The organism is Legionella wadsworthii DSM 21896 = ATCC 33877, from assembly GCF_000701265.1.
In the GTDB taxonomy this organism is placed as follows: Bacteria; Pseudomonadota; Gammaproteobacteria; order Legionellales; family Legionellaceae; genus Legionella; species Legionella wadsworthii.
In genome coordinates, this window is record NZ_KL370760.1 from 455764 (window position 1) to 469032 (window position 13269).

Below are 13269 nucleotides of genomic sequence, written 5' to 3' on the forward strand. Positions count from 1 at the left end.
AAACTCCTCAGCTTTTGAGGAAATAAAAAATTGAATAAAAATATAGGAAAGCCAGGCTAACCTGGCTTTCTAGACAAGACGAGGAATGGGGATGTTAAACAGGTTAAATATCTGTAGATTATTAACAATACTAGGTGCCTGGATTGCGAGCCAGCCAATATTTGCTGGAGCGGATTTTTGGCAATTAAATATGTATAAAGGGGTTACCCCTATCAGTAAAGACGCATATTACCTGCACATGGTATGTATGGTCGTTTGTGCCATTATCGGGGTCGTTGTTTTTGGCGTCATGATCTATTCGATGATCCATCATCGAAAGTCCAGGGGCTATAAGCCAGCTTCATTTCATGATAATCCCCGGTTGGAAATCGTTTGGTCTATTATTCCATTCCTTATCCTTGTCGGTCTGGCTATTCCAGCTACCCGGGTTTTGATTCGTATGGACGATACAAGAGAATCTGAGCTCACCATTAAGGTGGTGGGTTACCAATGGCGGTGGCAGTATGAATATCTGGATCAGGGTATTAGCTTTTTTAGTACCTTATCCACACCTTTTGAGCAAATTCAAAACAAACAAAAAAAGAGTGAATGGTACTTACTCGAGGTTGATAAACCATTAGTAGTTCCAACCCATAAGAAAATTCGTTTTTTAGTGACTTCAAATGATGTGGTCCATTCCTGGTGGGTTCCAGAATTAGGAATCAAACGGGATGCAATACCTGGTTTTATGTACGAAGCCTGGGCAACCATAGAAAAGCCAGGAACCTATAGAGGACAATGCGCGGAACTTTGTGGTGTGAACCATGGGTTTATGCCCATAGTAGTCCAAGCCGTCAATCAGCCTGATTTTGATAAGTGGGTTGCAACACAATCTAAAAACCAAGATCAATACAATCAATTAGAGGCAAATGTTGCAGCACAGAAGACAATGACCCGAGATGAGCTCTTCAACCTTGGAAAACAAAGATACGAGCAGTTTTGCTCTCCCTGCCACCAATCGAATGGCCGGGGTATACCACCGATGTATCCGGCGCTCAAAGGAAGCTCTGTAGCAACAGGGAATCCTATTTCACGTCATATCGATATTATCCTTAATGGTATTCCTGGTTCGGCAATGCAGCCTTACAAAGATCAACTTACCGATGATGAAATTGCTGCAATTGCCACATATGAGCGTAATGCTTGGGAAAATAATACCAATGATATAATCCAAGCTGCAGATGTTGCGACACAACGTCAGAAAATGAATCAACAACCAACCATGGTTAATAAAGTAAAAGCTGGAGGTTTGCAATGAGCGGTTATACATTAGCACACGATGAACAACATGATGATCATGGTCCTGAACAAGGCAGAGGCGTCTTAGGATTTATTAAACGCTGGTTGTTTACTACAAACCACAAGGATATAGGTACCCTGTATTTATGGCTTGCCATGATCAGCTTCTTTTTGGCAGGGGGTATGGCGCTAATTATTCGTGCTGAATTATTCCAACCAGGGCACCGTTTTGTTGATCCAAACTTCTTTAACCAAATGACGACACTGCATGGGTTAATCATGCTTTTTGGTGTCGTAATGCCTGCTTTTACAGGGATGGCGAATTGGCAAATTCCTATGATGATAGGTGCTCCAGATATGGCTTTACCTCGCTTGAATAACTGGAGTTTCTGGATTTTGCCTTTTGCATTTACCTTGCTGCTCTCAACAACTTTTCATGCAGGAGGGGGGCCAAACTTTGGTTGGACTATGTATGCCCCTTTGTCTACCACGTATGCTCCGCCCAGTACCGATTTTATGATCTTCTCAATTCACATGATGGGTCTCTCTTCCATTATGGGATCAATTAACATTATTGCCACGATTTTAAATCTACGCGCCCCTGGCATGACTTTGATGAAAATGCCGATGTTCGTTTGGACCTGGTTGATTACTGCATTCTTATTGATTGCCATCATGCCTGTTCTGGCGGGTGCGGTCACTATGATGTTAGCCGATCGTCATTTTGGTACCAGCTTCTTTAGTGCAGCCGGTGGTGGTGATCCTATTCTCTTTCAACATGTTTTCTGGTTCTTTGGCCACCCTGAAGTATATGTTCTTGTGTTACCAGCATTCGGGGTAATATCTGAAGTAATCCCTACGTTTAGCCGTAAGCCATTATTTGGTTATTATTTTATGGTTTATGCTACTGCGAGTATCGCCGGATTGTCATTTATAGTTTGGGCACACCATATGTTTACCTCGGGTATTCCTCTGGGTGCGGAACTATTTTTTATGTACACTACAATGCTCATTGCAGTTCCAACTGGTATTAAAGTATTTAACTGGGTTAGTACCATGTTTCGTGGTTCTATGACTTTTGAAACCCCAATGTTATTTGCCTTAGCATTTGTATTTCTATTTACTATCGGTGGCTTTACTGGATTAATGCTGGCGCTGGTTCCTGCAGATTTCCAATACCAAGACAGTTACTTTGTGGTCGCTCATTTCCATTACGTTCTTGTACCCGGTGTTATTTTTGCACTGTTTTCTGCAACATATTACTGGCTTCCAAAATGGACTGGGCATATGTATAACGAATTATTGGGCAAATGGCATTTTTGGCTCTCCGTAATTTCCGTAAATATTGCTTTTTTCCCGATGCACTTTTTGGGTTTGGCAGGCATGCCTCGAAGAATACCTGATTACGCATTGCAATTTGCTAATTTCAATATGGTCTCTACTATTGGTGCGTTTATTTTTGGTTTCACACAACTCCTGTTTTTAATCAACATCATTGCCACCATAAGAAAAAGAGGTACTGCTCGTGATATCGCTGCGGGAAGATCGTGGGAAGGCGCGTATGGTTTAGAGTGGACTTTACCCTCGCCACCTCCGTACCATACGTTTACTACTCCACCCAAATTAGATTAATAGGCACGTTGTATGGAAAAGCCAAATGGGCATCGTAAGTTAATTGTTATATTAAGCAGTCTTGTCCTGGGGATGTTTGCCTTTGGATTTGCCTTAGTACCTATTTACAACAGCATATGCAAAACCTTGGGTATTAATGGAAAAACCAATCCTGAAGCGATTGCTTACGATGTAACTAAAGCTAAAATTGACCAAAATAGAGAAATAACAGTAGAGTTTGTTTCAACAAACAACAGTGGTGTTCCCTGGGCATTTTATCCAAAAGTACGCAAGATCAAAATTCATCCGGGTGAAATCGCAAAATTAGCATTTTATGCTGAAAATAAGACAGATCATCCGATGACAGTCCAGGCGATACCGAGCGTGACACCGGGAATTGCTGCGAAATATCTGAAAAAAACTGAATGTTTTTGCTTTGCGCGACAAACATTAAATGGGCATGAGGCAATGAATATGCCTCTTTTATTTCATCTGGATACAGATTTACCAGAAAGAGTACATACCGTGACTTTGTCTTATACTTTATTTGATGTAACAGATAAAGGATAAAATGCATAGTATTTTTTGATAACTATAAACTGGTAATTAACTCGGATATCTATGAATAATTAAATGTCAGTTCACGATAATTTAATAAAAATCACGATTTATTCGAGTGCGTATTGGTATAGATTTTGATCTGTAATCATTTATCGGATTTGGTTGAAAATTGAGCTGTTTTTGGGAGAGGTGCGCAAGATCTTCTAAGTAAGATGCGTATCAGCATACAAAAATCTAGTTCAGTTTGATAAAACAGGTAAAATATAACAGAGCTTATTGTAACAGGAGATTAGAATACAATGGGAGCACATGGTACTTATTATATCCCTAAGCCAAGCCATTGGCCTTTGGTTGCATCCTGTGGGTTAACTACCACACTCGTCGGTGCAGCATCGTGGCTTCATCACGATTGGTACGGACCTTATATTTTCACTATAGGTATGGCAATTATGATTTTTATGTTATTTGGCTGGTTTGGTCAGGTAATTTATGAAAATTCCAAAGGTGTATATGACGAGCAGGTCGATAGATCGTTCCGCTGGGGAATGTGCTGGTTTATTTTCTCCGAAGTCTGTTTTTTCGGTGCTTTTTTTGGTGCGCTTTTTTACAGCCGGCTTTGGTCTGTGCCTCTTTTAGGTGGAGAAGTTCATCCCATTACCCATTTTACTTTGTGGCCTGATTTTAATTCATCTTGGCCTATCTTGGTAAACCCTGATAATCGTATTTTTGCCGGAGCTCATGAGGCCATGGGTGCTTGGGGATTGGCAGCAATAAATACGCTCATCTTATTAACCTCCGGTGTCACAATTACCTGGGCTCATTGGGCTTTAAAATTAAGAAAGCAGAAGCAGCTGATGATTGGTATGATTTTAACAATTGCTTTGGGGGTTACTTTCTTAGCCTTGCAAAGTTATGAGTACCATGAAGCATATACAGAGATGAACTTAACCTTATCGGCTGGTATCTATGGCACTACGTTTTTCATGCTAACAGGGTTTCACGGCTTACACGTCACCTTGGGTACGATTATGTTGATAGTTATCACCGTACGGTGCAAGTTAGGACATTTTACCCCTGAAAGACATTTTGCTTTTGAAGGTGTGGCCTGGTATTGGCACTTTGTGGACGTAGTTTGGTTATTCTTGTTTGTATTCGTTTACTGGTTATAAAAGGAATTTTCAATGAGTAGCTTAGCCTAGATCCAAAAATTTATTCCTGCTCGAGCGGGAATTTTCCTTCCTGTTACTGATAAGAGTTGGGTCTATTTTGACCCAACAAAAAATTCAAATGATTTGGGGCTACACACTCCATCCTATGCTTTATTCAAAACGATTATCATGAATCGTATTTGCTGTTTAAAATTTCTGTCTAGAGATAGATTTATTGTGAATACCCCATTAATCTATGAAGATATATTTTTTACATGATAAAAGTAGGTGATCTGAAGTGATCCTTTGAACTAGGAATTAAGATGCCTCAGTTAACTGCTCAATAATCCGTTGTAATCTTTCTTCATTATCATAACTAATCACCAGTGAGCCTTTACCTGATTTACCCGGTTTGAGCTTAATGGCGGTGCGTAAATGCTGTGAGAGATTTTTTAACTGATCTTGATATAGTGAAATGTCAAAATCTGGGAACTGCTCTTTGGTTTTACCTAACTTAACCCGCTCAACCAGCTTTTCTGTTTCACGTACCGACAAGTTTTTGGCCACAATAATTTGAGCCACTTGATTTTGTTGTTCTTCTTCCAACATCAATAAGGCACGCGCATGCCCCATATCCAGGTCACCATGCTCCAATAATTTCTTGACCCCATTGGCAAGAGCCAGTAACCGCAGGTAATTGCTTACAGCAGTTCGGGACTTACATAATAGATCTGCGACTTGTTGGTGGGTTAGTGAAAACTCATGGGTAAGCCTATGCATTGCACGCGCTTGATCCATGGCATTTAAGTCTTCCCGTTGTAAATTTTCAACCAAAGCCATAGCCATGGCTGTTTCATCATCGACTTGCTTTAAAATCACTGGGACTTCGGTTAGCCCAGCGAGCTGACTTGCCCGCCAGCGGCGCTCGCCTGCAATGATTTCATAGCGGCCATCACTCAATTCACGTACTAAAAGAGGTTGCAACAAACCCTGCTTCTTGATGGATTGCGCCAGCTCCATTAAGGGCGCTTCTTCCATTTCACCTCGGGGTTGGTATTTACCAGGCTGCAAACAATCAACGGCAAGCTTCAAGCTTTCGATTTGTGGTTTTTCATTTAAAAGCGTGTTATTGGATTGGCTTAATAAAGCGGATAAGTTACGCCCTAAACTGCTACGTTTTATAGTCATAAATTACCCCTCTTAACATGCAACAGTTTGTTTATTAATCAGCTCAGATGCAAGAACCATGTAGGCTGCAGCGCCAGGTGATGTTTTATCGTAATGTAAGGCTGGAAGTCCATGGCTAGGCGCTTCAGCAAGACGAACATTTCGCGGTACGACAGTACGATAAACCTTTGTTGGAAAATGCTCCATTAATTGTTTTGAAACTTCGGAACACAAACGATTACGCGCATCGTACATGGTTCGCAAAAGACCCTCAAGATGAAGTCGAGGGTTTACTGAGGCTTTGACCTGTTCGATAGTCGAAAGCAGCGCAGCTAAGCCTTCAAGGGCGTAGTATTCGCATTGCATCGGGATAAGAACAGAGTCAGCCGCAACAAAAGCATTAATCGTTAAAGTGTTTAAGGTCGGAGGACAATCGATTAAAAGAAAATCATATTTATTTTGGATGGGCTGCAATGCCTTATAAAGAAAAGTTTCTCGGTGATTGCGTTCCATGAGACTTACTTCAGCCACAGTCAAATCATCGTTACCAGGAATTAAATCGTACCCACCAGCTGTGGCAAGGCATGCTTGCTCTGCAAGGCAGTCATGGAGCAAAACATCATTGGTTGTATGGACTAACTGACTTTTATCCACTCCGCTGCCCATGGTGGCATTACCCTGAGGATCTAAGTCAATGAGCAAAACCTGTTGTCGATTCGCTGCCAAAGAAGCAGCTAAGTTAATCGCTGTAGTCGTTTTTCCTACGCCGCCTTTTTGATTGGCAATGGCTATAACTTTTGCCATGATTTATTCCTTGGTTACACCTGGATTTGTAATGAAACATCCAGAATTTTTTTCTAATATCTTCAAAACTGCCATCTTTATACTGGGTTTTAATCCGCATCAGTATGCTGTCCTTAGACATTTGAAATCAGGCATATTTTGGCTCAAGCTAACCAAATGTTAACAAATTTTTAGAGGTTAATCACTTTTTCCTGATTCGTTCTCAATAATGATGCAACAACGTTCACCTTCAATACCTGCGACTTCATAACGCTCTATTTTATAGTGCTGTTTTATCTCATTCAATTCTGCATCAGGACAGCGGCCTTTCATTGCCAACCAAATACCTTTATCAGCAATAAGATGTTGCGTCCATTGAATCATTTGTTCCAGGCTACTAAAAGCTCGACTTAATACTGTATCAAAACCTTGTGTTGGGTGGTAGTTCTCGACTCGTAATTGAACAATTTCTAAGTTTTTAATATTGAGTTGTCTTTTAACTTCTTTGAGAAAACGTATTTTTTTACCATTCGAATCCAGTAAAACAAAATTGGTATCTGGTTTTGCCAGTGCCAGAGGGATTCCCGGTAAACCTGCACCCGTTCCTACATCGATAATTTGCGTGCCTTTCAACCAGGGTATTATCGCCAGGCTATCTAAAATATGTTTGCTAACCATAGTATCAAGATCACGAATTGCCGTAAGATTGTATGCTAAATTCCACTTATTGAGTAAACATAAATATTCAGATAAACCAGGATTTAACGCATCCAATCCGAGTTTGTTTAAGCTTTCTTTAAGAAGAAACTGAATGTGTTCTATGTGTTCCTTCATACTTCAATTCGCTGTTTTTTCATATGTACTAACAATAGAGACAGGGCAGCAGGCGTTACTCCCGATATACGTCCTGCTTGGGCAAGTGTAGCGGGTCTAATCTTGGTTAGTTTTTGAATCACTTCATTAGACAAGCCAGTGACTTCATGATAGTTCAATGATTCAGGCAAGGCGGTATTCTCATGTTTGCGCATCTTTTCTATATCAAGTTGTTGTCGCTCAATATATCCGGCATATTTATTTTGAATTTCAATTTGCTCACTGACTTCATCTGGCAATTCAGGCAATCCCAAGTCATCCAGCATCAGTAAATGCTGATAATTAATTTCAGGACGTTTTAAAAATTCTGAGGCTCTGTTGTCGTGGGCCATTGGATTATTCAAAATGTCTTTAAACATTTCATTGTGGCCTACACGTACCCAAGTATTATTTAAAAGTGATTGAGTTGATTCTATGGCTTCTCGTTTTTGAGCAAAATGTTTCCAACGTGCTTCACCAACAATGCCTAACTCTTTGCCTTTCGCAGTTAAGCGTAAATCTGCATTATCCTCACGCAATAACAATCGATATTCAGCGCGTGAGGTGAACATCCGATAAGGTTCTTGAGTCCCACAAGTTATCAAATCATCAATTAATACCCCGATATAGGCTTCATCGCGGCGTGGACACCAAAGCTCCTTTTCTTGAATTAGCAGAGCAGCATTCAAGCCCGCAATAATTCCTTGTGCAGCAGCTTCTTCATAACCTGTTGTTCCATTAATTTGCCCTGCGAAAAATAAGTTAGGAATAGGCTTGGTTTGCAAAAACGAGGTGAGTCCCCGGGGATCAAAATAATCATATTCTATGGCATAGCCAGGTCTGGTGATGTGCGCATTCTCAAATCCTTTAATTGTTCGTACAAATTGCACTTGAACTTCAAAGGGAAGACTCGTGGAAATACCATTAGGATAGATTTCTTCAGAAGTGAGTCCTTCAGGCTCAACAAAAATTTGATGAGATAATTTATCAGCAAAACGGACAATCTTATCTTCAATGGACGGACAATATCGCGGTCCTATTCCTTCGATTACACCCGCATACATGGGTGATTTGTGAAGATTATTACGAATGATTTCGTGAGTTTCTTCAGTGGTATGCGTGATGTGGCATGGCACTTGTTGCGGATGATCGCTTGCTGTTCCAAGATAAGAAAAGATAGGGATGGGTAAATCGCCAGGTTGCACGGTCATTTGGCTAAAATCTAAAGAGCGACGATCAATTCGCGGTGGTGTGCCTGTCTTTAATCGGCCGACAGGTAAATCCAAATCACGTAAGCTCTTAGACAAAGCAATAGAAGGTGGATCTCCTGCACGACCACCAGCATATTGACTCATGCCAACATGAATTTTTCCACCCAAAAAAGTACCAACTGTGAGTACCACAGCCCGTGCTCTTAAAGTGAGCCCCATTTGCGTCACAACAGCGCTCACCCTATCACCTTCAAGGATCAAATCATCGACAGCTTGCTGGAAAATAGTCAGATTGTCTTGGTTTTGTAATTGTTCTCTAATTGCTTGTCTGTAAAGTACGCGGTCAGCTTGTGCTCGCGTAGCACGAACTGCAGGACCTTTAGAGGCATTCAGTGTCCGGAATTGAATTCCTGCTCTGTCCGTAGCTTTTGCCATTGCGCCATCTAAAGCATCAATTTCTTTGACTAAATGTCCTTTACCTATCCCGCCTATCGCAGGATTACAGGACATTTGGCCGAGTAAATCCATATTATGCGTCAGAAGTAACGTTTGCGCACCCATTCGTGCTGCTGCAAGAGCGGCTTCTGTACCCGCATGTCCACCGCCTACAACAATGACATCATATAATTTTTCAAGATTCATGACTGAGCAATATTTGTGAAACAAAAAGAGGAATTATACACTTTTTTATGAATTGTCCCAATATGAAAGAAGGAGATTGCATACTTTTGTATTAAATCGGATCCTATGGACCGTTCATATTATAAAAAAAGATTAAATGGATAAACCAGGGGTCTGCCTTTTTAGTGCGTGTTCATCTTTTAATAATATTAAGTTGGTATAATAATTTTAGGGCTGAATAAGTAGGATTAAAAAATGTTTTTTCATAAAATCGAAGAAGAAATTGAACTGGAAGATTTTTCCCCTGAAGAGTTAAGAAAGAAATTAAAAAAAATGAAAGGGAATAGAGCTTCCAAAAAGTCCATCCTGTTCTCTCTGTTAAAAACCCTTCCCTTTTTTAATAAATTGATGGAATCAGTCGAATTATCTGGGGATGCCCTCACCAACATCGCGGAAATAGAAGGGCATGTCAGTCATGCTTCCGAGGCAGCGGGGACGGGTTTCCATGCCATTAAATTGATCACGAGCATCTCTGATTTCTTATACATTCCGGCCGTTTATTTAGGTGCCTTTATCACCAACCAAGACGTGCCGTTCTCTTTATCGCGCAATGCACGCTTTTTATATTCTGCTGTGATTCTTGGGCTGACCATCACTGCATTTGCTTTTCCACCGGCTGCGCCCATTATTGCATTGGTGACCTCATTAAGTGTTTTAGGATTAAGTGTGATTACCCTGGCTAATCTTTTTTATAAACGATATGCATTGATAGATCAGCTCGCACTATTGGAAAACAGTATCATATTAGGGACAAGCAATGCCAATGAGTCCATTGACCATCTAGAAGAATTACATTTTAAATTAAAAAAGCTGAAGAAGGATGTGAATCTAGAGGAATATAAAGCTTTAGAAGAAGAAGTAAAAAATGCAAGGAAAGAAGTCAGGGTTAAATTAAAGGCATTGCAAGAAATGCTTGATTCTCGCGAAGAGTGTCAGCAACAATTAGAGAAGTTAGGAACCAAAGCCGTTTTAGATCGGACCATTGGAACTTTGTTTGCATGCTTAACCGTTATAGGCGCTGCCGTCAGTATTTTTTTACCTCCTGTAGGTCTCTTTATCATCGCAGCCTCAGCTTCCTTGGCCATTGCTTATGTCATTGGCCGAGTTGCCATACCCTTCTTTAAATCACTCAAAAAAAATAAAATTTATGAAACTTCAAAATTGGATGAAGATGACAGTGAGGGTGAAGGAAAGAAAGATGAACTTACAGAAACAGAAACTGAAACTGAATTTGTAACTTCAGACATGCGTGTAATCCACGATAGAGATAAAATTATGAAAGCAGCAAAACGCTTAGAAAAACTTGTTGCGGATGATCCAATCATTAAAACGAAATTAATGAATACCGAACCCGAACAAGATTGCCCACCTGAAGCGTCCGATACGGCACAAAAAGTACTTGATGAACCTGTTGTTCAAGGTGATGAGCATCCAACATTGCAATAGAAAACAACTCCCTTATATTCATAACATAACGTGGATTTAGATACATTTAATGGATCCCGCGAACAAGTCGCGGGACGTCGTGGAGTGCAGCAAAATATTTTTCTATAGTAGAGCTTGGATATTTGCAACCAGGCTACTTGAGCAATAGTTTCCTTACTTTTTAACCTTACCATTGCCTACGTACCCAGCTGGTTCGCAGAAATTGATTTATTTATAATAAGAACCAAATTTAGAAATAATTTCTTGGATCGCTGCGAACAAGTCGCGGGACGTCGTGGAGTGCAGCAAACTATTTTTCTATAGTAGAGCTTGGATATTTGCAACCAGGCTACTTGAGCAATAGTTTCCTTACTTTTTAACCTTACCATTGCCTACGTACCCAGCTGGTTCGCAGAAATTGATTTACTTGCAGCATAATAAGAAACCAAATTTAGAAAATAATTTCTTGGATCGCTGCAAACAAGTCGCGGGACGTCGTGGAAGATTAATTAGAGTGCAACTTGTATGTTCCTATAGTACAGCCTTGTTCTTTGCAACCAGGCTACTTGAGCAACAGTTTCCTTACTTTTAACTATACTATCGTCTACGCACCGCGGCTGGTCCGCGGTGTCTCAAGATTGGATTAGAATCTCGCCCAAGATTGATTCAATAAGTGGGGTTCATAGGAGGTAATACATCCTCAAAGTGTGGTTTCATCGTATTATTTTTTTTCATGTGCTGCACACTGCGCCAAAGTTCGTCCCCTCGCCAAAGAATTCTTTCTTTGTTTTTGTACAAAACCTGAGAAAGAATCTGCACTTGTTTTTTAAAAGAAGAATCCGTAGCAAGCCGTGTGATATCTGTCAGATTTAGAATAGAGGCATCTGGCCAGTAAAGGCGCGCCCAGAAGATTAAGGCATCCCGTGTGCGTTGGGGGTTACTCTGAATGCATGCCTGGCGAAGGTCGTTTAATGCAGTTTTATAAGAAGTCTTTCCAGAATGTTTACTGCGTTTTTGCCATCCCCATAAAAATAATGTAATAATCCAACCCGCAGCGAACAATGCTGCAACTGCCCAAGCCCAATCCCATTTTACCGTAGTAGGGCTTTCTTTCATTTCATGGGAAGATTGGGTTTTATTTTCACTTTTAATGGCTTGTAATGTGCTCGCATTTACCGAAGGTGCCGCATTGACTGCAGGAGTCACTTCGAATGTTTTTGCAGGTAAGGTTGTGATTTCTTCTTTTCCTGATTCGGTATTAAACCAGGGGAGTTTGAGTTCAGGAATTGTGATTTTACCTGCTTTGTTGAATAAATATGTCACTTTGATTTCAGTGCGACCTACCAACTCACCAAAAGTAATCCTATTTTTATTTTTCGTTTTTTCGGGGTAAACATTAATCCCATCTGGTTCAGCAAAATTAAGTGAAGGTAGAAGTTGCGCAGGAATACCCACCCCTTCTAAAATGACAGTTCGAACTAAAGTATTTCCTTGTTCAATTTTTTGGTTTGAATTTTCATATTCTTCCATGAGCTTTACTTTCTTTGCGGGGAGCCATATTTTACCTGAATATTCTTTGGGTATTGGTTGGACGTTAATTTTTATTGTTTTGTCCTGAGCAGTGACACGTTCTGGATTAAAATCATAAACTAAAGCAGAAAAGACAGGAGATTTTATTTTTAAAGGTCCGCTTTTTTGAGGGAAAATGGCATAGTTTTGTTCTTCCACAAGATAAGTGACATCATTTTTTTGGATTTGATAACGCTTTTCCTCACCCAAAGGAAAAAGTAATGCATTTTCAACTTGGGGACCTTGGTAATTTGCATTAAGCAGTTGCTTGGAATTGTATAAAGTAACCTTATAAGTAATTTGTTGATTCACATACGGATTATTTTTGTTAATTTCCGCAGTTAAATATAAATTTTGGTTCGGGGTATTGTCAGAATTACTTTGAGAGGTCTTATGAGCAGTTGTACTTGCGGTTACCTCAATTACAGTCGGTTGCGTCGATTCATTCCCTATTTTAATCGCTGGAATGGTTAATTTTCCTTCTTTGTTTGGTTTTAAAGTAACAGTCCATTCACTTGATGATTGGGCTTGTCCGTTAATAATCGAATAATTCATACGCCGTTCCGTACCAAGAATCACAAAATTCTTTTGCAAGGGTGTCAGATCAGGTATGACTCCATTTTGTAAAGAATCTTGCGTGATAACCAAGTTGAATGAATCATCAATACTAATTTGAGAAGGATCAAGTTGTACGTGTACATCAGCATAGATTGACGCACAAAATAAATAAAATAGACCAATAAGAATTATTTTTTTCATTGATACCATCCACGTTCTCTTCGTAAATGGTCACGTAAGAATTGTTCTCGCATTAATCCTTCCGGATCATCTGGAATCAAACGCAACCATTGTTCTTTTGCCAATTGTTTTTCTCGTTCTGCTTCAGACTGAGTCTCACCCTTACTTTCACTTTTATTTTGAGTCTGCTGATCTTTAATTGCTTTATCTTTTTGCTGCTCTTTGTTTTGCTGCTCTTTGTTTTG

The 13269-nt window shown here is 40.1% G+C and carries 10 protein-coding genes and 1 pseudogene; 5 read left to right on the forward strand and 6 right to left on the reverse strand.

Annotated elements, in window-relative coordinates:
* The first annotated feature begins 91 nt into the window (after nt 1-91).
* The 4 genes from coxB (at nt 92) to BU07_RS0113730 (ending at nt 4619) form a co-directional block, all read left to right on the forward strand.
* Nucleotides 92-1297, forward strand: a complete 1206-nt coding sequence (coxB, locus tag BU07_RS0113715; RefSeq protein ID WP_031566949.1) for a cytochrome c oxidase subunit II — start codon at nt 92-94, stop codon at nt 1295-1297.
* On the forward strand, nt 1294-2910 hold the full coding sequence (gene ctaD, locus BU07_RS0113720) for a cytochrome c oxidase subunit I (protein ID WP_031566952.1): 1617 nt from the start codon (nt 1294-1296) through the stop codon (nt 2908-2910). Before coxB ends, ctaD begins: the two co-directional genes overlap by 4 nt.
* Before the next feature lie 12 nt (nt 2911-2922).
* Nucleotides 2923-3459 carry a cytochrome c oxidase assembly protein gene (locus tag BU07_RS0113725; protein WP_031566954.1) on the forward strand — a complete coding sequence of 179 codons (537 nt, stop codon included), beginning with the start codon at nt 2923-2925 and terminating at the stop codon, nt 3457-3459.
* Nucleotides 3460-3749: 290 nt separating this feature from the next.
* Nucleotides 3750-4619 (forward strand): cytochrome c oxidase subunit 3, encoded by an 870-nt coding sequence (locus BU07_RS0113730; protein ID WP_031566956.1) that lies wholly within the window; start codon nt 3750-3752, stop codon nt 4617-4619.
* A 297-nt stretch (nt 4620-4916) separates the two neighbouring features.
* Here BU07_RS0113730 and BU07_RS0113735 read toward each other — a convergent pair whose 3' ends face one another.
* The 4 genes from BU07_RS0113735 to mnmG form a co-directional block, all read right to left on the reverse strand.
* Nucleotides 4917-5786 carry a ParB/RepB/Spo0J family partition protein gene (locus BU07_RS0113735; protein WP_031566958.1) on the reverse strand — a complete coding sequence of 290 codons (870 nt, stop codon included), beginning with the start codon at nt 5784-5786 and terminating at the stop codon, nt 4917-4919.
* 12 nt (nt 5787-5798) lie between these two features.
* Complete coding sequence (locus BU07_RS0113740; protein WP_031566960.1) at nt 5799-6569, reverse strand: ParA family protein; 771 nt, start codon at nt 6567-6569, stop codon at nt 5799-5801.
* A gap of 177 nt (nt 6570-6746) precedes the next feature.
* Nucleotides 6747-7382, reverse strand: coding sequence for a 16S rRNA (guanine(527)-N(7))-methyltransferase RsmG (gene rsmG, locus BU07_RS0113745; RefSeq protein WP_031566961.1), 636 nt, complete (start codon nt 7380-7382; stop codon nt 6747-6749).
* Nucleotides 7379-9253 carry a tRNA uridine-5-carboxymethylaminomethyl(34) synthesis enzyme MnmG gene (gene mnmG / locus BU07_RS0113750; protein ID WP_031566963.1) on the reverse strand — a complete coding sequence of 625 codons (1875 nt, stop codon included), beginning with the start codon at nt 9251-9253 and terminating at the stop codon, nt 7379-7381. Before mnmG ends, rsmG begins: the two co-directional genes overlap by 4 nt.
* A 234-nt stretch (nt 9254-9487) precedes the next feature.
* Here mnmG and BU07_RS0113755 point away from each other — a divergent pair, with 234 nt between their 5' ends.
* Nucleotides 9488-10738 (forward strand): hypothetical protein, encoded by a 1251-nt coding sequence (locus BU07_RS0113755; protein ID WP_031566965.1) that lies wholly within the window; start codon nt 9488-9490, stop codon nt 10736-10738.
* Between the two features lie 645 nt (nt 10739-11383).
* Here BU07_RS0113755 and BU07_RS0113760 read toward each other — a convergent pair.
* Both BU07_RS0113760 and BU07_RS17755 read right to left on the reverse strand, forming a co-directional pair.
* Nucleotides 11384-13045 carry a BatD family protein gene (locus BU07_RS0113760; RefSeq protein WP_031566967.1) on the reverse strand — a complete coding sequence of 554 codons (1662 nt, stop codon included), beginning with the start codon at nt 13043-13045 and terminating at the stop codon, nt 11384-11386.
* Nucleotides 13042-13269 (reverse strand): annotated as a pseudogene (locus tag BU07_RS17755) (tetratricopeptide repeat protein); the annotation flags it as partial. The gene BU07_RS0113760 and the pseudogene BU07_RS17755, both read right to left, overlap by 4 nt.

Bases quoted from the DNA above. Each gene is read 5' to 3' on its own strand.
- BU07_RS0113760 (WP_031566967.1), bottom strand. From the start codon at position 13,045: ATGAAAAAAATAATTCTTATTGGTCTATTTTATTTATTTTGTGCGTCA.
- BU07_RS0113735 (WP_031566958.1), bottom strand. From the start codon at position 5,786: ATGACTATAAAACGTAGCAGTTTAGGGCGTAACTTATCCGCTTTATTA.
- BU07_RS0113755 (WP_031566965.1), top strand. From the start codon at position 9,488: ATGTTTTTTCATAAAATCGAAGAAGAAATTGAACTGGAAGATTTTTCC.
- BU07_RS0113740 (WP_031566960.1), bottom strand. From the start codon at position 6,569: ATGGCAAAAGTTATAGCCATTGCCAATCAAAAAGGCGGCGTAGGAAAA.
- rsmG (WP_031566961.1), bottom strand. From the start codon at position 7,382: ATGAAGGAACACATAGAACACATTCAGTTTCTTCTTAAAGAAAGCTTA.
- BU07_RS0113730 (WP_031566956.1), top strand. From the start codon at position 3,750: ATGGGAGCACATGGTACTTATTATATCCCTAAGCCAAGCCATTGGCCT.
- ctaD (WP_031566952.1), top strand. From the start codon at position 1,294: ATGAGCGGTTATACATTAGCACACGATGAACAACATGATGATCATGGT.
- BU07_RS0113725 (WP_031566954.1), top strand. From the start codon at position 2,923: ATGGAAAAGCCAAATGGGCATCGTAAGTTAATTGTTATATTAAGCAGT.
- coxB (WP_031566949.1), top strand. From the start codon at position 92: ATGTTAAACAGGTTAAATATCTGTAGATTATTAACAATACTAGGTGCC.
- mnmG (WP_031566963.1), bottom strand. From the start codon at position 9,253: ATGAATCTTGAAAAATTATATGATGTCATTGTTGTAGGCGGTGGACAT.